This window comes from Dechloromonas sp. TW-R-39-2, from assembly GCF_016864195.1.
GTDB lineage: Bacteria > Pseudomonadota > Gammaproteobacteria > Burkholderiales > Rhodocyclaceae > Azonexus.
In genome coordinates this window covers 2,463,569-2,486,094 of the sequence record NZ_CP045202.1, presented here as the reverse complement: position 1 = coordinate 2,486,094, position 22,526 = coordinate 2,463,569, and the positions used below count along the sequence as shown (strand labels likewise).

19 protein-coding genes are annotated in these 22,526 nt (G+C 53.8%); 18 read left to right on the top strand and 1 reads right to left on the bottom strand.

Annotation, left to right across the window (positions count from 1 at the left end; genetic code table 11):
* Positions 1–7 precede the first annotated feature (7 nt).
* The 8 genes from GBK02_RS12020 (at position 8) to GBK02_RS11985 (ending at position 7,576) form a co-directional block, all read left to right on the top strand.
* The gene (locus GBK02_RS12020) at positions 8–478 is read left to right on the top strand and encodes a hypothetical protein (protein WP_203466898.1); all 471 of its coding nucleotides are present in this window, start codon (positions 8–10) and stop codon (positions 476–478) included.
* On the top strand, positions 478–1,083 hold the full coding sequence (locus GBK02_RS12015) for an SCO family protein (RefSeq protein WP_203466897.1): 606 nt from the start codon (positions 478–480) through the stop codon (positions 1,081–1,083). Before GBK02_RS12020 ends, GBK02_RS12015 begins: the two co-directional genes overlap by 1 nt.
* Positions 1,084–1,097: 14 nt before the next feature.
* Positions 1,098–1,568, top strand: coding sequence for a copper chaperone PCu(A)C (locus GBK02_RS12010; RefSeq protein ID WP_203466896.1), 471 nt, complete (start codon positions 1,098–1,100; stop codon positions 1,566–1,568).
* 212 nt (positions 1,569–1,780) lie between these two features.
* The gene (locus tag GBK02_RS12005; protein ID WP_203466895.1) at positions 1,781–3,217 is read left to right on the top strand and encodes an outer membrane beta-barrel protein; all 1,437 of its coding nucleotides are present in this window, start codon (positions 1,781–1,783) and stop codon (positions 3,215–3,217) included.
* A gap of 24 nt (positions 3,218–3,241) precedes the next feature.
* Positions 3,242–3,817, top strand: coding sequence for a polysaccharide biosynthesis/export family protein (locus tag GBK02_RS12000; protein WP_239003005.1), 576 nt, complete (start codon positions 3,242–3,244; stop codon positions 3,815–3,817).
* Between the two features lie 66 nt (positions 3,818–3,883).
* Positions 3,884–6,145, top strand: a complete 2,262-nt coding sequence (locus GBK02_RS11995) for a polysaccharide biosynthesis tyrosine autokinase (protein ID WP_203466894.1) — start codon at positions 3,884–3,886, stop codon at positions 6,143–6,145.
* Positions 6,146–6,200: 55 nt separating this feature from the next.
* A complete protein-coding gene (locus tag GBK02_RS11990; RefSeq protein WP_203466893.1) occupies positions 6,201–6,920 on the top strand; it encodes a tyrosine-protein phosphatase in 720 nt (239 codons plus the stop codon).
* Positions 6,917–7,576 (top strand): hypothetical protein, encoded by a 660-nt coding sequence (locus GBK02_RS11985; RefSeq protein WP_203466892.1) that lies wholly within the window; start codon positions 6,917–6,919, stop codon positions 7,574–7,576. Before GBK02_RS11990 ends, GBK02_RS11985 begins: the two co-directional genes overlap by 4 nt.
* Before the next feature lie 41 nt (positions 7,577–7,617).
* Here the strand turns inward: GBK02_RS11985 and GBK02_RS11980 are convergent, their stop codons facing one another.
* The gene (locus GBK02_RS11980) at positions 7,618–8,304 is read right to left on the bottom strand and encodes a transglutaminase-like cysteine peptidase (protein ID WP_203466891.1); all 687 of its coding nucleotides are present in this window, start codon (positions 8,302–8,304) and stop codon (positions 7,618–7,620) included.
* A gap of 155 nt (positions 8,305–8,459) precedes the next feature.
* Here GBK02_RS11980 and GBK02_RS11975 point away from each other — a divergent pair, with 155 nt between their 5' ends.
* From GBK02_RS11975 to GBK02_RS11930, 10 genes are all read left to right on the top strand, one after another.
* Positions 8,460–9,776: a transglycosylase SLT domain-containing protein gene (locus tag GBK02_RS11975; protein WP_203466890.1), complete on the top strand. Its 1,317-nt coding sequence runs from the start codon at positions 8,460–8,462 to the stop codon at positions 9,774–9,776.
* 73 nt (positions 9,777–9,849) lie between these two features.
* Positions 9,850–10,953, top strand: a complete 1,104-nt coding sequence (locus GBK02_RS11970; protein WP_203466889.1) for a sugar phosphate nucleotidyltransferase — start codon at positions 9,850–9,852, stop codon at positions 10,951–10,953.
* A 59-nt stretch (positions 10,954–11,012) separates the two neighbouring features.
* Complete coding sequence (locus GBK02_RS11965) at positions 11,013–13,115, top strand: EAL domain-containing protein (protein WP_203466888.1); 2,103 nt, start codon at positions 11,013–11,015, stop codon at positions 13,113–13,115.
* A 51-nt stretch (positions 13,116–13,166) separates the two neighbouring features.
* Positions 13,167–13,826: a VanZ family protein gene (locus tag GBK02_RS11960; protein ID WP_203466887.1), complete on the top strand. Its 660-nt coding sequence runs from the start codon at positions 13,167–13,169 to the stop codon at positions 13,824–13,826.
* Between the two features lie 159 nt (positions 13,827–13,985).
* Positions 13,986–15,392, top strand: a complete 1,407-nt coding sequence (locus GBK02_RS11955) for an undecaprenyl-phosphate glucose phosphotransferase (RefSeq protein ID WP_203466886.1) — start codon at positions 13,986–13,988, stop codon at positions 15,390–15,392.
* A gap of 123 nt (positions 15,393–15,515) precedes the next feature.
* Complete coding sequence (locus tag GBK02_RS11950) at positions 15,516–16,961, top strand: mannose-1-phosphate guanylyltransferase/mannose-6-phosphate isomerase (protein WP_203466885.1); 1,446 nt, start codon at positions 15,516–15,518, stop codon at positions 16,959–16,961.
* Between the two features lie 89 nt (positions 16,962–17,050).
* The gene (gene galE / locus GBK02_RS11945) at positions 17,051–18,058 is read left to right on the top strand and encodes a UDP-glucose 4-epimerase GalE (RefSeq protein WP_203466884.1); all 1,008 of its coding nucleotides are present in this window, start codon (positions 17,051–17,053) and stop codon (positions 18,056–18,058) included.
* A 185-nt stretch (positions 18,059–18,243) separates the two neighbouring features.
* Positions 18,244–18,765 carry a hypothetical protein gene (locus tag GBK02_RS11940; RefSeq protein WP_203466883.1) on the top strand — a complete coding sequence of 174 codons (522 nt, stop codon included), beginning with the start codon at positions 18,244–18,246 and terminating at the stop codon, positions 18,763–18,765.
* Between the two features lie 63 nt (positions 18,766–18,828).
* A complete protein-coding gene (locus tag GBK02_RS11935; protein WP_203466882.1) occupies positions 18,829–20,343 on the top strand; it encodes an O-antigen ligase in 1,515 nt (504 codons plus the stop codon).
* Complete coding sequence (locus GBK02_RS11930) at positions 20,343–22,298, top strand: EAL domain-containing protein (RefSeq protein ID WP_203466881.1); 1,956 nt, start codon at positions 20,343–20,345, stop codon at positions 22,296–22,298. The genes GBK02_RS11935 and GBK02_RS11930 overlap by 1 nt, the downstream gene beginning before the upstream one ends.
* Positions 22,299–22,526: the final 228 nt, after the last annotated feature.

Sequence of the window (22,526 nt, the reverse complement as noted above, 5' to 3'; positions counted from 1 at the left end):
TCATCGCGTGAATAAAAAAATACTGATAGATACGATCGGCATCTTGCTGATTGCGCTGGTTGTAGTGGTCGGCTACAAACTCTCACCCATACTTTTACCCAAGGCGGATGTGACTGTTCGGCCTGATCCTGCATGCAACCTCCAGCGCGAATCGTGTGCCGTTGAACTACCGTCAGGTGGGCGTGTTGAATTGTCCAGCAGTGTTTTGCCGATTCCAATGGTCAGACCATTTGAAATCCGGGTTGCAACAAGTGGCTTTACACCGGGCAAGGTGGAAGTCGATTTTGCGGGTATCGACATGAATATGGGACTGAACCGCCCTGAACTTGCGGTGCGCGCCCCGGGGCAATACGCGGCCGAAGTCAGTTTGCCGGTTTGCATTACCGGCTTGATGGACTGGCAGGTGACTGTACTTGTTGAAACCGGGGCTGAGCGGATTGCCATTCCATATCGTTTTTCTGCCGGAGCCCATGAGTAATGTCAGAACGTATTCTTCTGGGGATTGCCGGTCTCCTTGCTGCGCTGGTGCTTGGACTCGCCTTGTTTTGGCATCCTGAATTGCCTGACCGTCAATTGCCAAAAGCTGCGACAGTGGCGGGGGGGGATTTCACGCTGGAGTCTGCCTCCGGTCCTGTGTCGCTCCAGGATTTTCGTGGCAAGCTGGTTCTGCTCTATTTTGGATATACCTATTGTCCGGATATCTGTCCGACATCCTTGAGTGCCACTTCAGAAGGATTAAGGCAACTGGCTCCGGACGAGTTGGCGCGAGTCGCCATGCTTTTTGTGTCAGTCGACCCGGAGCGCGACACGCCGGGGCGCCTCAAGGAGTATGCGGAATTTTTCCATCCACAAATCATCGGCGCAACGGGGACATCACAAAATCTCGCAGAAATTGCCAAGCGTTATGGTGTTTTTTATGCTCGCCAGAAAGTTGAAACTGCAGGCGGGGGTTATGTTGTCGATCATACTTCTGATACTTATGTGGTCGGAACAGATGGTGCCCTGCTTGGCAAGATTGCTCATGCCACGCCGCCCGACCAGGTGGTTGTGGCAATTCGTAAGTATTTGAACCAGAAACCCTAAAGGAGAAGTTGCTCATGAAACACCTGTCCCTGCTGGCCGTCGGCCTGATGTTTTCTGCCGGTGTGTTTGCCGGTGCTGCCGATACTGTATCGGTTCAGGATGCCTATGTTCGTCTGGCGCCGCCCAATGCGCCGGCAACCGGTGCCTTCATGGTGATCAAGAATAATGGCGAAAAGGACGTCAAGGTCCTGAAGGCGGATAACTCGGCTTCCAAGGTTACCGAATTGCATACTCATCTCAACGAGGCTGGCGTGATGAAAATGCGTCCGGTGTCAGCGATCGAAATCAAGTCGAAATCCGAAGCTGTGCTCAAGCCGGGGAGTTTGCACATCATGTTGATTGATCTCAAGGCGCCGATGAAAGAGGGGGATGTGGTCCCGATTACCCTGAGTTTTGATGATGGGAGCAGTAAGGTGATCGATGCCAAGGTTGTTAGACCAACCGTGGCGCCTGCGCCGATGGATCACATGAGTCACAAGCACTAAAACAGTCTTGGGGTTTTGTTGACCGCAGCAATCCCCTGTTTTCATGAGGGGATTTTTTTGTGCGAGAGCCCCTCGTGTCAGTTTCTTTGCTTGTGTTTGATTTTTGCTGCAAGTGCACAATAAGTGGTGGTCGATTTACAACTTTATACAAAACGCATGCCGTCGGTGTTAGAATTCAAGGAGTTTGTCTACGCTCCGCCGTGGACTGTTGAATGCCTATTCTGTTCGGGAGAGTTATTTTGTCTAATCGTGAAACGCGATCCGCCATTACGCTAATTCTGGCGCTGGGGCTGTTGTCCAGCTCTGCATATGCCGCCGATGAAGGTGCTCAGGCAGCAGATGCTGCAAAGGCAAAGCCAACGGCAGAGGCTGGCGAAGGAACAACAACCTGGAGCAGCGGCGCTGCCGGCGGTCTTTTCTTTGGCGGAGCAGATACAGGTAGCAGCATTGGTCAGCAGTCGGTGACGACAGGGTATGAGCTGGGTGGTTCCGGTGTGGCGGGTGGTCGTACCCCCGCGCAGGAAAACGCAATCATGACCTCGCCCGCCAAGGGGCGTCCGATTCGTTTCGATAATGGCATTTTCATTTATCCTGCGGCAATGATTGGTTTTGGTCGTAACAACAATGTACTAGGGACCAACACCAATCAAAAATCTTCCGATTTCGTCGTTCTTCGTCCTGAGCTTGTAACTGAACTCAAGACTCATGGCGATCGCTACACGCTGAGCTATTTGGGTAACTACGCGCATTACACCAGTTCAGCTTCGGATGATTTCAATCATCACGAATTCTGGGCTGCCGGCGACAATTATTTCACCAGCCGAGTGCGTCTTGGCTGGGGTGTAGGCTATCTGGACAAGACCGACCCGCGCGGTTCGACTGACCGTGCCAGTTCGCAGGAACCCGATCGCTGGCATGCTCCAGTGGTTCGTGCCTTGGGGATTTATGGTGCACAAGGTGCCATCGGTCGCATCGAAGGCGAAACCTCCTTCATGCGCAAGCGTTATGACAATAATCGCAATACCACGGCCCAGTCCGACGTTGACTTGACCACGGTGTCCGGTCGCTTCTTCTACCGTTTCATGCCCCGGACCTCTTTGGTGTTCGAGGCTCGCAACACGTGGGCTAACTACGTTTCCCCGCTTTCTACTTCGGATAATACCGATACTCGCCTGTATGCAGGCTTGACTTGGGAGGCCACCGCGAAAACTACGGGTACGATTAAGGTTGGTCAGGCGCACAAGAATTTTGATGACGGTTCGCGCAAGGACGCCACGATGGGCAGCTGGGAAGGTGGCTTGCGTTGGTCGCCACTGACTTATTCGCAGTTTGATCTGCAAAGCTCACGCGCCCCGGCCGATTCGACCGGTATCGGCAACTACGTGATCAATAGTGGTACGACGTTGGTGTGGAATCACAAGTGGGCCAGCTACATTTCTTCCCGTGCCAATCTTGGATTGTTGAAAAGCCAGTACTCCGGCAATGCGCGTGAAGACAGTACGCACAACTATGGTCTGGGCTTCTTCCACGAAGTGGGTTACCGCGCACGGGTTGGTCTGGACTGGAATCGCACGGACCGGAATTCCAATCAGGATACCTATGACTTCAAGCGTGACGTCATGATGGCAACCCTTGAAGTCGTTCTCTAAGTTTTGTCTAAGCGAGGTTTTGTTGTGGGTTTTCTTCGGTTGTTGATGGTTTGGGTGTTGTCTGTATCTTTGGCTTACGCCCAGTCTGATGTTCCATCGCTTTCCGGTAATGATCGTGCAGCTCCTGCGACGGGGCTGTCCACTTATCGCCTGGCGGCAGGGGACGTAATTACCATTCGTGTCCTCGGCGAAGATGACCTCAGCAAGGAAAAGATCCGGCTCACTGATGCCGGGTCTGTTTCCTATCCTGCACTGGGTGAAGTCAAAGTTCTGGGGTTGACAACCGGTGACCTGGAGCGAATTGTGACCAGTGGCCTGAAGGGGCGCTATCTGGTGAATCCGAAGGTTTCTGTCCAGATTGAAGAGTATCGTCCGTTTTACATCAACGGCATGGTTGATAAGCCTGGTGGCTATCCGTATCAACCAGGTCTGACTGTTCGCAAGGCAGCATCACTGGCTGGGGGGTTCAAGGAACGTGCTTCGGTCAACAAGATTTCAATCATTCGGGATGGTGATGCATCCCAGCGCTCGCAAAAGGCAGAGTTGAACACCTTTGTGATGCCCGGTGACATTGTCACTGTCGATGAAAGCTTTTTCTAAGCTTTTTTCTTTTCCCCGTTATTTAAATGCAGGCGTGCCTTCGGGCACGCAATCAGGCTGAACTGAATGTCGACTGAACTCACTCAAGACCACAATAAGCACAAGCAGATTTTTCTGCATGATCCTGCCGATAACGCCGATAAGCTTGATATCGTTGAATACTGGCGCAGTATCACCAAGCGAAAAGTGGCGATTGTCGCTTTTGGTTTGGCCGTAGCCTTGTTGGCAGCAGTTGTGGTCTTCGTGATGACTCCTGTGTATCGGGCAACGGTCACGCTTTTGATCGAAGCCAATAAATCGAAGGTTCTGTCGATTGAGGACGTTTACTCCGGCATATCCCAGAACCGTGAGTATTTTCAGACCCAGGTCGAAATCATCAAATCGCGTGAAGTCGCTGTTAAAGCAATTATCAAGACCAAGCTTTGGGAGCGTGAGGAGTTTGATCCTCGTGAGAAATCAAAGTCTTGGGTAGGTTCGATATTGGCCAGTACGGGATTTACCGACGACCTGGAAAAGAAGGAGTGGACTGAGCTTGCCTTGGCGGAGGCGATTTACACTGGCTTTTCCAAGCGATTGACGATTGAGCCAATTCGTTTGAGCCAACTTGCCAAAATCAGCTTTGAGTCCAAAGATGCAGAGTTGTCTGCTTTGGTGGCGAATGCCGTTGCCGATGTGTACATCGAGAATGACCTTGATGCCCGCTACAAGGTAACGAAGCAGGCGAGTAGTTGGCTGCAGGAGCGGTTGTCATCTCTCAAGACAAAACTTGATGAATCTGAACGTGCGCTGCAAACTTTCCGTGAAAAAGAAGGCATTGTCGACGTCAAGAATGCTGCGCAAAGTGGTGCCGGCAAACAGATTGAAGAAGTTACCCAGCGCCTCGTCGAAACACGGATGAAGCGTGCCGAGGCTGAAAATGCTTACAACCAGATCAAAAATGCACCTAAAGGTGCAGATCTGAGTTCATTGCCTGCCGTGATCAAAAACACCATTGTGGGTGAGGCAAAAAAGCAGGAAGGCGAAGCAGAGCGCCGTCTTTCTGAAATTGCTCAGCGTTACGGTACGGAGCATCCAAAGTATTTGCAGGGTGAAGGCGAGTTAAAGGCCGCTCGCGACAATGTCAAGCGGCAGGTCGACATGGTCGTGTCGAGTGTGACCCGCGAATACGAGGCGGCTCGCGGTACTGAGCGTGCGCTTGAGGGCATTATGGCCTCGGCGCGTGGTTCGGTTCAAACAATCAACCGCAAGGAATTCGAATTGGGCGTGCTTGACCGCGAAGTCGAGTCAAATCGCCAGATGTATGACATGTTCATGAAGCGTGCCAAGGAAACCAACGTGGCGGGGGATTTGCAATCGGCAGTTGCTCGTGTCGTTGATCCTGCTGTTGTGCCGAACAAACCCGTCAAACCACAAAAAGTTCAGATCATTCTGATCGCTTTTGTCCTTGGTCTGTTTATTGGCGTCCTGTCTTCCTTGTTGCTGGATCGTCTCGATAACACCTTGAAGACGACTGAAGATATTGAAACCAAGCTCAAGCACCCGTTGCTGACGACGTTACCGTTGCTCGACAAATCCGAGGTTGAGCGGACGTCGACCGCACGTCTTTTCCTGGATCAGCCAAAATCGCTTTATTCCGAGGCGATCCGCACGGCGCGGACCGGGGTACTGCTCTCCGCCATCGATCTTGACAAGCGTATTTTGCTTGTTACTTCGAGTCTGCCGGGTGAGGGCAAGACAACATTCTCGATTAATCTGGCAATGGCCCACGCCCATACCAAAAAGACCCTGCTGATCGATTCGGACATGCGTCGTCCTGCTGTTTCCAAGGGGCTGGATCTGGGTAAGGGCTCCAAAGGCTTGTCGAATCTGGTGTCAGGAACGGCAACCTTGGAAGAATGCTTGCAGACTGTTGAAGGTTCCAACCTGATGATCCTGCCATCCGGGACCATTCCGCCAAATCCGCTTGAACTGCTGCTTTCCCAGAAGTTCAAGGACACCTTGGCACAACTCTCGGAAACCTTTGACATCATCATCATCGACTCCCCGCCGGTTGAACTGGTTAGCGACGCGTTGGTGATCAGCGCCCTGACTACCGGTGTCATTTATGTGGTCAAGGCACTTGATACGCCGTATCAGCTTGCTCGCAAGGGGTTGCAGCGCCTGCGTCGCGCCGATGGTCAGATACTGGGTGTCGTACTGAATAAACTGGATTTCGCCCACGCAGAGAAGTATTACGGTGAATATTCTGGCTACGGTAAATATGGCTACGGCACCAAAGGCTATCAAGGTGGGTATGGCACAGTCTATGGCGATGATGCAAACACCTGATTGTTGCAGCAGGTGGTGACATAGCACAGCTGAACTGAAGGAGCAGGAGAAAAGCATGATCGATCTACACTCTCATTTGCTCTACAGCGTCGATGACGGTGCTGCCACGCTGGAAGAGTCGCTTGCTCTGGCCAGAGTGGCTGTCGACGACGGTATCCGGGTTGCTGTCATGACGCCACACATCCACCCCGGCCGCTACAGCAATGTACGTTCCGGGCTTGAGAGCCGGGTTGATGCATTCCAGTCTGAGCTGAAAGAACACGGCATCCCGCTTGAAATTCGCCTCGGTGGTGAGGTTCGTCTGAGTGTCGAGTCGCTGGAATTGATCCTGGATGGCGAGATCCCTTTTCTGGGAACCGTCGACGGCTATCGCATCATGCTTCTTGAATTCCCGCACCAAATTATTCCCGTCGGGAGCCAGCAGTTTGTCGACAAACTGCTGCAACTCAAGATTCGTCCATTGATTGCCCATCCTGAGCGGAACAAGGCAGTCATGGCACAACCTGAAAAAATTCATCCTTTTGTGGATAGTGGATGCTGGTTGCAGATCACGGCTGGTTCTATTGCCGGGCGTTTTGGCGAAACTTCACGCAAAACAGCAGTAACGCTGATTCAGAATGAATGGGCTCACGTTATTGCCAGTGATGCACATAATATCGATCATCGTCCTCCCATTCTGGGCGAGGGCAGAGATGCCGTTGCGGAATTGGTCGGTGAAAAAATAGCCTGGCAAATGGTCAGGGATCGTCCTGCACGGATTTTGGGTCTGGAATGAACGACGCACCGAATGAGGCTTCGCTCGGTATCGGCGCTCAGGCGCTGATTGGGCTGCTGCTCGTTGCTAGCAGTGCCTCGCTGTATTTTGGTCTGCGTGCTGCGTTGGCTGATGCTGTATCGATGCAGTCTCGCTGGCAGATTACACAATGGCAAAGTGGCAAATCACCTTTGCCCAACGTGATCGAATGGGGAGCTGCGCGCAATGATCTGGTTGCAGCGTTGCACTGGACGCCGAATGATCCGCAGCTGCATGAGTATCTTGGCTATCTTTACGGTTTGCGTGCAACAAGTTCCCGGGCCATTCCAGAGCTTGAGCAAGCCATGCTGGCCGATTCGGTGAGTTATTTCAGGCAGGCTGTTGTTAATCGACCGATGTCACCTTATGCATGGGTTAACTTGTCCCTGGCCCTGCATTTGCAAGGGGGGCAAGACGAGGCCTTATGGCAGGCATGGGAACGTGCCTGGCAATATGGCAACAGAGAGGCTGGCGTACAACGCACGTTGGCTGAAATAGGTTTTGCTCGTTGGAAAGAAGCGGGCACCGCGCGCCAGGCTAAATTGATCGACATGATTGATAACGCTCGACCACACTCCAAGGGTGATTTGCTGGCAATTGCCAAGCGCTTTGACAAATCTGCGCTGCTCAAGCCCTGACCGCCAAGGCAAGGCAGCGCATAGCCCTTGGTCTTTTTCCTTTAAAGCCGCTGTTCCTTGGCTAGTTTCTCGAGCAATTCACGCCACAGGCGCACCTGGGATGCACCGCCTTTGCGGGTCGCTCCTGAGGGGAGCCAGATGTCGTCATCGTTGAAGCTGTAAACAGGTTCAAGGTCAGGGCGCTGTGAGGCTGGTTTTACCTCTTTGACCAGATTGTCGAGAATTAGCGGGTCGGCATCCGGGCGAGGGTAGTAAGCCAGGACCATGTGGGATTCGCCAACACTAGTTGCCTTGACATAACTGATGCGCAGGCGCTCGATGGGTATGCCGAGCTCCTTCAGCGACAAATATTTGGCAATTGAATAATCTTCGCAATCTCCCCCGAAAGAGCTAAGCATTTCAACCGGTGTGGCCCAGTAGTCTTCTTTTCCCCAGTGCGCACTATCGTTGATATAAGGCACCTGGTTCATGAATTCATTGGTTTTGCGGAGAGTCAGTGTTTCGGCTCTGGGGTCACCCTGGCGCGCGCCTGTTGCTTCGGCTGATTTCATGTCGGTCAAGAGGCGTTTCCAGATGAGCAGCCGTTTCGGCGCATCCGGTGAAAACTGGCGAGCGACATAGTTGAGCAGGTTATCCGAAAAATCGACGAGCCCAGCCACCACCGGCAAAGTGGCAGCAACAAGGGCAAGCGCAGCAAGAAATCGAAAATTTCGCTTTGAAAAAAGCATCCGGAAAAACAGCTAACGTCGCAAGCTCCCCATTCTACAGGCACATGCAGAATGGCGGGCAGACATCCGTCAGGTTCGAAATCGGCTACCGACGTCTGCGCGAGACTTGGAATATGACTAATGTCTTATTTCAAATCTGCCGGACTGAGGGGAGAATGCCCCGCTTTGCCGAAACCAATTTCGGCATCTGTTTCAATCAGGATACCGGTTTGAACCTTCGCCATTCCCTTGCTCTGGCTCTGCTCATACTCACGCTCGGCGGCTGTGCGTCGGTATTTGACGCCCCTTATGAGGAAATCCAGCCCGAAGTCGTTCAGTTGGAGCCTGAGGCCATTGAAGTCGAACCTGGCCCACTACACGAAATACTCGCGCACGCGCCTCCGCCCGCTGTCCATTACCATGATTTGTGGGATCGCATCAGGCATGGATTCAAGGTTGATGATCTGGAGAAAGACCCTCAGGTTATCCGTGTCGCACGCAAATTTGCCGCCGACAAATTTCTCGACCACACCTCACCGCGAGCTGCCAACCTGTTGTTTTACGTGGTCGATGAGGTTGAGCGCCGAAAGTTGCCGATGGAGCTCGTGCTGGTTCCTTTCGTTGAGTCAGGTTACACACTGGAGGCCCAGTCGCATGCCGAGGCGCATGGGGCGTGGCAGTTCATCGAAAAAACAGCGCGCACCTACGAATTGAACATCGACCGCTTCCAGGATGAAAGACGTTCGCTGATCACCTCGACTCGTGCCGCACTGGATTATCTCAGCATGCTGCATGGCATGTTTGATAGCTGGCCATTGGCCATGGCTGCCTACAACTGTGGTGAAAAACGCATTCAGGCGGAGGTCGACCGTGCCAAGGCTCGCGGCATCAAAAAGCCGAATTTCAACGATCTTGCCGCAAAGTTGCCGGAGGAAACCCGTAACTATGTGCCTCGTATTTTTGCCTTGAAAAAGGTCATTGCCGATCCGGCTTTCTACAAGATAACCCTGCCACCGATTGAAAATGCGACCCGCCACACCGTGGTTGAGATGCATCGTGACATTGATGTCAGCCTTGTGGCACGTCTTGCGGGGCTTCCGCTAGCCAAGTTCATCGCGCTCAATCCATCACTGAATGCGCCGATCATCGTGGGTCGCAGTCATACCCAGTTGCTGCTGCCGCACGATGCTGCGCTGCAACTGGTGATCAACATGGGGAGTCACCCCGGCCCCTGGGTTTCGTGGCGTGCCGTTCGTGTCACGCGGCCGACCACCCAAGGTGAGCTGGCGCGTCGCAATAACGTACCGGTGAGGCTGATCGCGCAGGCCAATCCATTGCCGGAGGGCCACTATTACGCGGTTGGTTCAACCCTGCTTTTGCCTTTGCGGAGCCATGAAATTGCCGCTGATATCGAGTTGCAGCTTGCTCAGCGATCGGTTTTGACAACGAAAGCGCCGGGTTTGCAGGCAAACGACGCCAAGGTTACCAAATGATCTTCCATTCTCATTTTTGGCACAGCGAAGCAATCCTGCGCATTCAATAAATCAAATATATCAGGGAGATGTAATGGCAAAAGGAATGATTCTCGCGGCCGGTCAGGGGACTCGTGTTCGACCTTTGACCAAGGATTTGCCCAAGCCGATGATTCCCATTCTCGGCAAGCCGGTGATGGAATACCTGATCGAACATCTGGCCCGGCACGGTATTACCGACATCATGATCAATGTTGCCTACAACCATCGCAAGATCGAGGAGTATTTCGGCGATGGTCATCGTTGGGGCGTCAATATCGGTTATGCCTACGAAGGTATTTATGAGCATGGCGATATCCTGCCCAAACCGCTTGGTTCTGCGGGGGGGATGCGCCGGATTCAGGATTTCAGCGGGTTTTTTGACGAAACGACGCTGGTTATTTGTGGGGATGCCATTATCGATCTCGATATTGGCGCGGCCTTGGCCGAGCATAAGAAGGAAGGCGCGATTGCCAGCGTGGTGACGCTTGATGTTCCAAGCGATCAGGTCCAGAACTACGGCATCGTTGTGGCCGATGATGATGGTCGCATCCGTTCTTTCCAGGAGAAGCCAAAACCTGAAGAGGCACGGTCGACCCTTGCCAGCACCGGGATTTACATCTTCGAACCGGAAGCCATCGACCTCATTCCGGCCGGTGGTGAATTCGACATCGGCAGCCAGCTGTTTCCCATGCTGGTTGAACGCGATCTGCCGTTCTACGCCCAGAACCGCTTTTTCAACTGGATCGATATTGGTCGCGTGACCGACTACTGGTCTGTCCTGCAAAAAGTGTTGAGTGGCGAAGTCGCCGAAATGCGCATGCCGGGCCGCCAGATCGAGCCGGGCGTCTGGGTTGGGCTGAATACCAGCATCAGCTGGGGTAGCGTCAAAATTGTCGGGCCGGTGTACATCGGCTCCAGCGTCCGTATCGAGCCTGGTTGCTCGATCATCGGGCCGAGCTGGATCGGCCACGGCAGCCATCTGCGTGCTGGATCAAAAGTGGTGCGCAGCGTGTTGTTCGAATACACGCGTATTGGTGAAAACATGAATTTCACGGAGATGATTGTTTCACCTCGCTACTGCGTCGACCGCAGCGGTCATGCGACCTATGTCGGGGATGACAGGTTTCCGCTGCGCTGGGGAGATTCGCGCGGCTGAGTCAGCCGGTCCGCTGGAAAACGCTTGTCGGTGCGATCTCTTTTACGCAAGGAATTCCCTTGAGCTACCTTGTTTCTCCATTATTTGCCAAGGCCCGCATCCTGGTCATCGAAAGTGACCCGGCCATGCGGGCTCACATCGAGAGCATTATCCTGCCTCACGTTGGTGAAGTCTTTCTGGCCAAAAATGGCGAGGAGGGCTTGCGCCAGTGGTGTTTGCGCGAACCGGATGTGACGCTGACCGAGATTTCGGTGCCGAGTATCGATGGTTTGGCAATGAGCGAGCAGATCAAGGATCAGGACCCTGATGCGGCTATCGTCGTCATTTCCTCATCGGCAGAAACCGAACATCTGCGTCGAGCCATCGACATCGGTGTAGATGGCTATGTTTTCAAACCGGTCGATCCTGTGCTGCTGCTTGATGTCATTGCCCGTTGCTTGCGTGATCGCAAGCGGGTCATGGAGCTCAAGCTGGCTCGCATGGTCTTTGAAGTCGCCAACGAAGGCATCATCGTGACCAATGAGGACCGCACGATTCTTGCGGTCAACCCGGCTTTTTCCGAAATAACCGGTTATCGGCCAGACGAGGTGATTGGCGAACGAACCAGCATGCTCTCCTCCGGCGTGCATGGTCCCGAGTTTTATCGGGCGATGTGGGATACCTTGCGTACCCACAGTCGTTGGTCCGGTGAAATAGTCAATCGCCGCAAGGATGGCGTGACATTTTCCGAATGGCTCTCGATTGCTGCGGTCGACGGTGAATTCCAGGGCTCTCGCCGTTACGTCGGCCTGATTTCCGATATCTCGGAACGCAAGAAGGAAGAGGAACACATCCGGCGTATGGCGCATTTCGATGCCTTGACCGGCTTGCCCAACCGCCTGCTGTTCAACGATCGTCTGCAACGTGCAGTTGCCCGTGCCCAACGCCATCGCCAAAAACTGGCGGTACTTTACGTCGACCTCGACCGTTTCAAGGAAATCAACGATACCTATGGGCATGCGGTTGGTGACGAGGTACTTAAAACCATGGCTGATCGCATGCTCAGCCTGTTGCGCCACAGCGACACGGTCAGCCGACGTGGTGGGGACGAGTTTGTGGTCATTCTCGAACTCAATGAGCATCCGGAAGGATTGGCGAGCGTTTGCGAAAAATTGATCAGCGAACTCAAGCAGCCGTTCCTGTGTGGCAAAACCCAGCTTGAACTGGGGGCCAGCATCGGGGTTGGTCGCTTCCCGACTGATGCTACCGACCCTGAAACCCTGCTTGCTGCTGCCGATAGCGCCCTGTACAGCGCCAAGGCTGCCGGACGAGGCTGCTTCAGATATATCGAGCAGGATGCCCAGAACTCGGCGCGCAACCGTCTCGATATGGAGCGAGAGCTGCGTGACGGTCTGAAAAACTGGCGCTATTCGTTACGCTATTTGCCGGAAATTTCCCTGCTTGATGGACGCCTGGAAAATGTCGAGGCATTGCTGCGATTCCACCATCCTGAATTTGGTTTGCTTGATGCCGGGCGTTTCCTTGAGGTGGCTGAGGATATTGGAATCATGCCGGAGCTTGGCCAGTTGGCGCTGGCTGAAGCCGTACGTGAATTGACCAGCCTTAACGATATCCATGCCAACCTGGGTTTGGTCATCGATCTTTCAGCACGGCAGCTTTCTGCGCCGGATGCCGTTCCCAAGCTGCTCGACACACTCGTTCGCGCTGGTATGCAAACACGGTATATCACCTTTGAATGCCCTGAAACGGCATTGACCGGCAATGAAGTTGCCCAGCAAACCTTGTTTCGACTGGCTTACTCGGGCTGTAAATTCACGCTTGATGATTTTGGAGCCGGTTTTTGCTCTTTCGGCCTGATCTGTCAATTACCGATGAGCTCAATCAAGATCGACCGCACCTTTATCAAGGAGATCGATCGTGCTCCGCAAATTCGTGAATTAGTCGCGGCATTGATTGCTTTCAGTAAGCGTCTCGGCTTGCGCTCAGTTGCCGAAGGGGTTGAAACACCGTCACAACTCGAGTTTCTTCGTCAGTCGGGCTGTGAAGCTGTGCAAGGTTACATTTTTGGAAAACCGATGACTTGCAACGAGCTGCGGGATTTCATCGTCCAGGAAAAATGGCGGGGAACACTGAACGATCGTGCGCAGCAACTCTCGACTTAGCATTAACTGCTGGATAATGGACAGTTATTCGCGGTCGACCATGGTTTCTTGATGAAATTGCCTTTCCGTTTTGTTCCTCTGCTGGCCTCCGCTGTCGTGGTGGCTGGTTTGTACTGGGGTCTTAATCAAGCGGAGTCACGCGCAATTTATGCCAGTTGGGACAAAGTGTTGCATGCTTCGGTCTTCTTTGTGATCTGGTGGTTGACGCGCTGGACCTTGAAGGGATCGTGGGTGTGGATCACCCTGATTGCGATTGTCGGCGGCGGAGTGGAGGAAATTCATCAGTTTTTCCAGGAGGGGCACGTGCCGAGCCTGGAGGATTGGTATGCCGATATTGTCGGTGTTACGCTGGCCACGCTGATTTATCTGCTCGGACGCTTGCTCTGGGTGTTGCGTGAAAGTGTGGCCCTGCGCGAAGGCGAGATTGTCCCCGAGCGCCGCGAGGTATCAGCCTGGGGGCGCCATGCGCTGGATTATCGTTGGACTTTCAAGCTGTGGCGTTGGGAGTTTTATGTTGTCTTGCTTGGCGGACGTGAGCGGCGCGAATTGGCTCCTCTCGAGCAAGCGGTAGCACGATGGAGCGTCTGGGCATTGATTTTCGGGTTTTTATTGGTGTCGACCGCGACAGTCCTGGTTGTCCTGTTGCTGATTCAGGCGGCACTGGGGTGGCAAATTCCGGCGGTACTTGAATGGATTGGGCAAGTCAGGTAACTGCTTGCAGTAAAAAAAGCGGTATTTGGCCGAGTTTTGATGACAAGCAATTTTGATATGCCTTTTGTCTTATAGGGCAAATTTCTTCATCGTGGCATTATTCGCGCGCAGCACATTGTCACGAAATGATTGAATTACGGCGGTCAGTTTATGGGTTTCATGTCTTCAGGGCTTGTTCGGCCACATAGTTCAAAAATTGCATTTTTCCACCGCATCCTGGATGCGGTGATGATCCTGGTGGCTTTGGCCATCTCGCTGGAGCTGACTCACGGCCTTGAGCTGGATGGTCCTTATGTCCAGGCCGGTATTTTGGCTGTCCTGCTGTTCGTCATGATTGGCGGTGCCCAGCAGATTTACGGTTCGTGGCGGCTTGAGCCCTTGCACAACGCTGTTTCGAAGACGTTGATGGTCTGGATCTGGACAGCGATTGCGCTGGTTGTGCTGGGTTTTCTTGGCAAGACCTCATCTGACTTCTCTCGTGCGGCAACCTTGGTCTGGTTTGTCCTCGCGCCGCTGATGCTGGCTGCTTCACGCATTGCCTTGCGTCTTGTTCTCAACGCCTTTCGCTCTTCCGGAAGAAATACCCGTACGCTGGCTATTGCCGGCAAAACCAAAATGGGGATGCAGGTTGAAGAGAAAGTGCGCAATTCACCGTGGTTGGGTATGCGCTGTGTCGGCTATTTCGACGACCGTCTGGCTGCGCGGGATTGCAAACATGCCGCCAATGATGTCGATGGCGTCGGGCGCTTTGATGAACTGGTCGAGATGGCACGCAACGGTGAGGTGGACTACATCTACATTACCTTGCCGATGAAGGCAGAAAATCGAATTGTCGAACTGGTCAATGCGCTCAGCGACACGACGGCTTCCGTATACATGGTGCCTAATTTCTTTATCTTCGATCTGCTGCACGGAAAGCTTTCGAGTATGGACGGCATCCCGGTGCTGAGTCTTCATGAAAGCCCGTTTTATGGGGTGGATGGCTGGGTCAAGCGGGCCGAAGATATTGTTGTTGCCAGCCTGATCCTGCTACTGATTGCTCTCCCCATGGCGTTGATCGCACTGGGTGTCAAATTGACCTCGCCCGGCCCGGTGCTTTTCAAGCAGCGCCGCTATGGGCTGAATGGTGCTGTCGTGGAAGTCTGGAAGTTTCGCAGCATGACGGTTTGCGAGGATGGCGATAAAGTCATCCAGGCCCAAAAGGGGGATATGCGGATTACTCCCTTCGGCGCTTTTTTACGGCGTACTTCGCTTGACGAATTGCCGCAGTTTTTCAATGTATTGCAAGGTTCGATGTCCGTCGTTGGCCCGCGGCCGCATGCGGTTTCCCATAACGAGCAGTATCGTCGCCTGATTCGTGGCTACATGTTGCGCCACAAGGTCAAGCCGGGAATTACCGGTTGGGCTCAGATCAGTGGCTGGCGCGGCGAGACGGAGACCGTCGACAAAATGGCCATGCGGGTCAAGTTTGATTTGCAATACGTTCAGAACTGGTCGCTGTGGTTTGACCTAAAGATCATTTTTCTCACGGTGTTCAAGGGATTCGTGAACAAAAATGCGTACTAGGTTTCCGGTGTGGTTTCCACTAGCCGCCTGAGTGATGCACGGCATGGCCGGCTTTATTTGCTAAAGTAATTCCTTGAATATTTTCCCCCGCCTCGTCGGGGAGCCATCGATGGATCCCATTTCATGATCATCCAGCCCGTTATCCTTTGTGGCGGCTCAGGCACCCGCCTCTGGCCACTTTCTCGCGAACAGTACCCCAAGCAGTTGCTTTGTCTGAATGGCAATCACACCATGCTCCAGGCGACAGCGTTGCGCCTCGACGGGGTTGCGCTGGCAGAAGGCGATGTGCTGGCCGCTCCTTTATTGGTCGGTAATGAGGAATATCGCTTTCTGATCGCCGAGCAACTGCGTCAGGTGGGTGTGGCGCATCCAACCCTGGTCCTCGAACCTTGCGGGCGCAATACGGCACCGGCTTTGACCTTGGCTGCGCTAGCTGCTCAAGGAGAGGGAAGCGATCCGGTGCTGGTCATCATGCCGGCGGATCATGTGATCCAGGATGAAACTGCTTTTCGCAAAGCGGTGATGCAGGGGGCAGCCCTGGCGGAGCAGGGCAAGCTGGTTACTTTCGGTATCAAGCCGACCGCCCCGGAAACAGGTTATGGTTATATCAAGCAGGGCGCGGCACTGGCCGATGGTGCGTGCCTGGTCGATCAGTTTGTCGAAAAGCCGGATGCTGCGACCGCTGAAAGCTATCTGGCCAGTGGGCGTTTCCTGTGGAATGGCGGGATTTTCGTCATCAAAGCATCGGTCTGGCTGGCCAAGATGGCGCAGTGTCGTGCCGACATTACGGCTGCTTGCCTCAAGGCCTATGAGGGCCGGCAGCAGGATCACGATTTTCTCCGTCCTGCGAAAGAAGCATTCGCCGATTGTCCATCCGACTCGATCGACTATGCCGTGATGGAACGTCTTGCCCGCGAAGGGGCTAACACCGGTGAAGTTGCTGTCGTTCCGCTCGATGCGCGCTGGTCTGATGTGGGAGCCTGGAGCGCGCTGTGGGAAATCGGTGACAAGGATGCCGGCGGCAATGTGCTGATGGGCGATGTCCTGTCTGTTGACTCCCAAGATACGCTGGTTGTTGCCGAAGACCGCCTGGTTGCCTGCATCGGTCTGAAAAACATTGTCGTGGTTGAAACCGCCGATGCCATCTTGGTGGCGGATCGTTCCGAGATTCAGAAGGTCAAGGAAGTGGTCGGGCAACTCAAGGCTCAAAAGCGCTCGGAATCGCTTTCGCATCGCAAGGTTTTCCGGCCTTGGGGGTGGTATGACAGCATCGATTTCGGCGAACGATTCCAGGTCAAGCGTATCGTCGTCAATCCCGGCGCCTGCCTTTCGCTGCAAATGCATCATCATCGTGCAGAGCACTGGATTGTCGTTTCCGGAACTGCCAAGGTGACCCGCGGCGAAGAAACGCTGCTGGTGTCCGAAAATCAATCAACCTACATCCCGCTGGGTACCAAGCATCGCCTTGAAAACCCGGGCAAATTACCGCTGGAAATGATCGAAGTGCAATCCGGCAGTTACTTGGGGGAGGACGACATCGTCCGGTTTGAAGATATTTACGGACGCTGACGAAAAAGCGGGTGGCGATGCGTGTTTGCCATAAATTGGGGTTTTTCCCGGTCGACCGCAAGATTTGCCTTGGATTTTTGGAGTTCTGAATGATTTTGGTCACCGGTGGGACGGGTTATATCGGTTCGCATACCGTTGTCGAGCTGCTTGAGGCCGGCGCAGATTTGCTGATTATTGATAATCTCAGCAACAGCAAACTGGCTGTTCTTGACCGTATCGAAAGCATTACTGGCCGCCGCCCGGTTTTCGTGCAGGCAGATATTCGCAATCGTGCAGCAATGCGCGAATTGTTTGCCAGCTACGCCATCAGCGAAGTGATCCACTTCGCCGGTCTGAAAGCGGTTGGTGAGTCGGTTGCCCAGCCCTTGCGCTATTACGACAACAACGTGCAGGGCAGTCTGGTGCTTTTCCAGACCATGGCCGAAGCCGGTGTCAAAAAGCTGGTTTTCAGTTCGTCTGCGACTGTTTATGGCGATCCGCATACCGTGCCGATCATTGAAGATTTCCCGCTCCAGGCAACCAACCCCTACGGGCGTTCGAAGCTGATGATCGAAGAAATTTTGCGCGATCTGGCCATTGCCGATCCTTCGTGGCGTATTGCCTTGTTGCGCTATTTCAATCCGGTGGGGGCGCACAGCAGCGGGTTGATCGGTGAAGATCCGAACGGTATTCCGAATAATCTGATGCCGTTCATTGCTCAGGTTGCGGTTGGCAAACGCCCGGAATTATCTGTCTTTGGTAATGATTATCCGACGGTCGACGGTACCGGGGTGCGCGATTACATCCACGTGGTTGATCTTGCTTTGGGTCATCTGGCAGCACTGCGTGCACTCAATGAGAAGCCCGGGGTGCTGACGGTCAACCTGGGGACGGGGCAAGGGTACAGTGTTTTGCAAATGATTGCCGCTTTCGAAAAGGCCAGTGGCAAACAGGTAGCACATCGCATTGTCGAGCGTCGTCCGGGGGATGTGGCTTCTTGTTACGCCAATCCGAGTCTTGCGCTGGAGCGTCTCAAGTGGCAGGCAGAGCGGGGTATTGAAGCGATGTGTACTGATACCTGGCGCTGGCAGTCGATGAATCCTGTCGGCTACGAGTGAGTGCTTGTTGATTGTTGAAATACCAGTGAGTACGCAGTTCTTGTTGCAAGCCTGATCAATAAAATCAAATAGAATAATCTGTCTAAGTCAGTGTTATTTATCGTTTTTTGAAAGTTTTTACCTTTGATTTGTTGACGTGTGCATGTGCCGATGTTAACCTTCGCGCATACTTTTTAGGAGGTGCTATGAAGAAATTCAAGCTAGGTTTGATCGCAGGTGTGATGGCAGTGAGTTTCTCCGCCATGGCAGCCTTCACCAGTGGCATGACTGCCACGCAAATTGCTTCTGAAGTTGCAAGCCTCAAGGCTGCAGGTCAGACGCCGGCCCAGATCGCCAATGCAGCCAAGGCTGCGAATGTATCGACCACGCTGACTACCAGCGCCATGATCGAGCAGGGGATCAGTGCTTCTGACGCAGTGACCGCCGTTGTGGCAGCTGCCAATGGCAACGAAGCTGTTGCCGAAGCTGCCGTCCGTGCTGCCGTTAATTCCGGCGCAACGCTGGCGACCGCACAGGGTGCAGCAATTGCCGGTGGTGCTGATCCGACACAGATTACCGCAGCAACTGCAGCTGGTAACAATGGTCAGGGTCAAGGCCAGGGCAATGCCGGAAATAACTCTTCCGGCAATGGCAACAGCGGCTTTGGTACGAGTGGTGGTGCATCCACCATCTCCGGTGGTGGCGGTGGCGGCGGTAGCCGCTCCTGATCGAGCCTCTACCCGATAATGGCAGCTTAAGGCTGCCATTTTTTTTACCTCGATATTTTCTCCATGCGCACAGTTTTGTCTGCCAGACCTGCTTTTTCTTCAGAGATCGATGATCGCTGGTTATTTCGTGGCTTGATCCTTCTTCTTTTCTGGGCACCGCTGCCTTTGGGAAGCAATCGGACCTGGGCCGTCGGTATTCTGGTTTGCTGGTCGCAATTGCTCCTTCTCGGGGCGATGTTTGTCTGGCGGCATGCTGCGGTCGACGCCTTTGAGCGGCTGAAATTATTCAAATGGCCGCTTGCCTTGTTTGGTTTGTTTGGCTTGCTGGTCTGGGCGCAACTGTTGCCATTGCCGGCCAGTTTTCTTGCATTGCTTTCACCTGAGACGGTGGCTGTGCAGCAGGGGGGGGCTTCCTTCCGCGTTAGTCTTGATCCGAACCAGACGCAGATTTATGCAGCCCTCACTTTCGCCTATTTTTCCTGTTTTATCGTTGCATTGCTGACGGTTCGTGACAAGGAACGCCTGGACCAACTCGCCTTGTTGATTGTCGGTGCCGGCCTGTTGCAGGCGATCATTGGCGTGCTGCTGTTTTCGGTTGGGGCGACTTACCGGATATTTTTCTTCGATATTGCCCATAACCGGGTTTTTGGTACTTTCGGCTATCACAACCACTTTGCCGGCTATATGGAAATTTGCCTGTCGGTCGGGATCGGTTTGATGCTGGCCCGCCTTAGTGCTGAAAAAAGCGAGCAGATAGGCAACTGGAAGCACAAGCTGGTCAAGGTATTTGACTTTATCCTCAGTCCCAAGATGCGCTTGCGCATGATGCTGATCATTCTGGTCATTGCCTTGGTTCTGACGCGCTCACGCATGGGGAATGCCGGATTTTTTGCAGCCATGCTGATTGTCGGTCTGATTGCCATTGTGCTGTCGCGCAAGATGGCGCCGACAACGATAGGTCTGATCGCCAGCTTGATCATTATCGATGTGGTGATTGTGGGTACTTGGGTTGGCCTGGAAAAAGTGGTCGAGCGGGTACGTGATACCGGTATGGTTCAGGAAATTGGCGCTCGCGAGGAGTCGGTCGAGTTGCGAACAGAGGTGGCACGCTACAGTGTCGATCTTGTCCGCGATTTCCCTGTGCTGGGGACAGGTGCCGGGAGTTTTTACAATACCTATCTGCGTTACCGGACACCGCGTGAGTTGTATTGGGATCATGCGCATAACGACTATGTCGAGATTGCTGCCGATACGGGAGTGGTCGGCCTGGGGATTCTGGCCGGTTTTGTGGTGTTGACCGCAGGAAAAGCCATCCTGATCCTGATGCGTCGCCGTTCAAGCTTGCCGCGTGGCGTGGCCTTTGGTTCGCTGATGGCGATTGTTGCAATTGCCATTCACAGTACGGTTGATTTCAATTTACAGTTGCCGGCCAATGCGTTGACGCTGGTTATCGTCATGGCCATGGTGTGGATGGCCGGTGCCTTGCCGCAAGGTGGCGGGCGTTCGTCCGGGGGGCGTAGCCGTTCAGGCTCAAAATCGGCTTTGCCGCGGCGCAACAAAATGCAGGGAGTGGCTTGATGACGTTGAGGCGGCAGTTGTTCATCGCGATTTCACTGGTTTTTCTGGTGATATTTCTGGGGCTGATGGCCGTGGGCATCAACGGCACGCGCGATTACCTGGAGCAGCAACTTGGTTCACATGCCCAGGATGCTGCGTCATCGCTTTCCTTGCCGCTTGCGCAGTCATTGGGCAAAAATGATGCGGGCTTGGCTAATGTGCAGGTCACCTCGATGTTCGACCGGGGGTATTTCCAGCGCATCGCTGTTATCGGAATTGATGGATCTGTCGTGGTCGACCGTGACTTGCAGACCAAAATCGATGGTGTGCCACTGTGGTTTTCCAGCCTGATCCAGTTGCATGCGCCGCCCGGCGAAGCTTTCATTTCTGCGGGCTGGCGACAATTGGGCAAGGTTGTCGTTGTCTCGCAGCCAACCCATGCATACCAGTATTTGTGGAAATACACGCTGGAAGCCGGTGGCTGGATGGGACTCGGCTACCTTATTGCAATGATTCTGACGCGCTTTTTGTTGCGTCTGATTTTGCGCCCCTTGTCTGATATCGAGCGAACTGCACTGGCCATTCAGGAGCGGCGTTTTGTCCAGATACCCATTGTGCCGAAGGCTCTGGAGTTGGGACGCGTTGTGCGAGCCATGAATCGCATGTCGCAGCGTATTTCGGATTTTCTCGATGCGGAGTCGAAGCGGGCGGATGGTTTTCGCAAGGAGGCGTATCAGGATGAAATCACCGGCCTGGATAATCGGCGTAGCTTTGATTTGCGTTTTACCCAGTTGCTTGAAGGCGATGTCCAGTTTTCAGAAGGCTCGGTGATCGGCCTCGAAATCAACAATCTCAAGGCATTCAATACAGAAACCAGCTACCAGCGTGGCAATGCTTTCCTGGTGACACTGACTCACATCGTTCGCCAGATTCTTGGTGAGCACGCAATGATTCTTGGACGGATTGGCGGCACTTCCTTCGGTTTCGTGGTGGTTGGGCTGGACGGTACAGCCATGGCTGGAGTCGGGCGTAAATTGCAGGAGTCGCTCCAGCTCGAAATTGAATCGGTGTCGGGGGATGTGGACATCTCCTTCAGCCTGGGGGTGGTGAACTTCCACAAGAGCGACAAGCGGTCGCAGGTAATGGCGCGACTTGATCTGGCGATCGAGTCGGCTCGCCAGTCCGGGCGTAATGCCTTGCAGTTCGTCATGGAAGAAGAGGGCGATGAAGGCGCCTTGGGCTCGCTGGGTTGGCGCGAGTTGATTCAGAATGCGATGGCCGAGAATCGCTGGACCTTGCTAGGGCAGCCGGTTGTCTCGCTGGCGACGCGTGATGTGATTCACCGTGAAATCATGACCCGGCTGGTCGGGACGGATGGCCGCCTGGTACCCGCAGCCCGTTTCCTGCCCATGGCTTTGCGCCATCATCTGATGGCTGATATTGATCGGGCATTGCTTGAGTTGGTTTTTGGCATTCTTGAGGCCGGTGCTCAAACCGAAGGGCATCTGGCAGTCAATATGTCCAATCAGAGCTTGCAGAGTGCCGAGTTCGTGAAGTGGCTGTCTGGCCGCCTAGTCAGATTGGGGGGATTGGCGGCACGTCTGTCGTTTGAATTGACCGAGTACGGTTGTTCAATCGATATCGAGGCTGCTCGACGGTTTGCATCGATGGTTCGAGATCATGGTGCGCGTTTTGGTATCGATCACTTCGGCTTGGCCCCCAAATCACTGCAGACCCTGCGTGAAGTGCCGCCGGACTACATCAAGCTCGATACGGGCCTAGTTGCCGAAGCGCCGGTCAATGCCGGTGCGCACTCGCTGCTTCAGTCTGTTATTGCGCTTGCGCATCAACTGGATGTTGATGTGATTGCTCAGGGTGTCGAGAGTGCAGAGCAGGTTGAGATGTTGATCAAGGATCAGGTTGGTGGCGGGCAGGGCTATCACTTCGGAGCGCCGTCCCCCGATATTGGCAGCTAAACCGCCTATGGTTGTGCGGGTTGCGGTGGTGTTGATTTTGTCCTGATGTAAAACAGCGCTTGCGAAGGTCGCATCAAGGTGAGTTTCTGGTGATTCGCCTTGATGCGACCTTGGTGTTGAGAAAACTCAATAGTCATTCTTCCGGGTGTTATATTGTTCGCTGTTGATACGCTTGCGCTTGGATGAATGGCCTTTTGATGGCCTATGGATATCTGACTCTTCGGTTAT

Coding starts and splice junctions, on each gene's coding strand:
- GBK02_RS12005 (WP_203466895.1), top strand. CDS start 1,781: ATGCCTATTCTGTTCGGGAGAGTTATTTTGTCTAATCGTGAAACGCGA.
- GBK02_RS11950 (WP_203466885.1), top strand. CDS start 15,516: ATGATCATCCAGCCCGTTATCCTTTGTGGCGGCTCAGGCACCCGCCTC.
- GBK02_RS12010 (WP_203466896.1), top strand. CDS start 1,098: ATGAAACACCTGTCCCTGCTGGCCGTCGGCCTGATGTTTTCTGCCGGT.
- GBK02_RS11980 (WP_203466891.1), bottom strand. CDS start 8,304: ATGCTTTTTTCAAAGCGAAATTTTCGATTTCTTGCTGCGCTTGCCCTT.
- GBK02_RS11975 (WP_203466890.1), top strand. CDS start 8,460: ATGCCCCGCTTTGCCGAAACCAATTTCGGCATCTGTTTCAATCAGGAT.
- GBK02_RS11935 (WP_203466882.1), top strand. CDS start 18,829: ATGCGCACAGTTTTGTCTGCCAGACCTGCTTTTTCTTCAGAGATCGAT.
- GBK02_RS11970 (WP_203466889.1), top strand. CDS start 9,850: ATGGCAAAAGGAATGATTCTCGCGGCCGGTCAGGGGACTCGTGTTCGA.
- GBK02_RS12015 (WP_203466897.1), top strand. CDS start 478: ATGTCAGAACGTATTCTTCTGGGGATTGCCGGTCTCCTTGCTGCGCTG.
- GBK02_RS11960 (WP_203466887.1), top strand. CDS start 13,167: ATGAAATTGCCTTTCCGTTTTGTTCCTCTGCTGGCCTCCGCTGTCGTG.
- GBK02_RS11995 (WP_203466894.1), top strand. CDS start 3,884: ATGTCGACTGAACTCACTCAAGACCACAATAAGCACAAGCAGATTTTT.
- galE (WP_203466884.1), top strand. CDS start 17,051: ATGATTTTGGTCACCGGTGGGACGGGTTATATCGGTTCGCATACCGTT.
- GBK02_RS11940 (WP_203466883.1), top strand. CDS start 18,244: ATGAAGAAATTCAAGCTAGGTTTGATCGCAGGTGTGATGGCAGTGAGT.
- GBK02_RS11985 (WP_203466892.1), top strand. CDS start 6,917: ATGAACGACGCACCGAATGAGGCTTCGCTCGGTATCGGCGCTCAGGCG.
- GBK02_RS11930 (WP_203466881.1), top strand. CDS start 20,343: ATGACGTTGAGGCGGCAGTTGTTCATCGCGATTTCACTGGTTTTTCTG.
- GBK02_RS11990 (WP_203466893.1), top strand. CDS start 6,201: ATGATCGATCTACACTCTCATTTGCTCTACAGCGTCGATGACGGTGCT.
- GBK02_RS11955 (WP_203466886.1), top strand. CDS start 13,986: ATGTCTTCAGGGCTTGTTCGGCCACATAGTTCAAAAATTGCATTTTTC.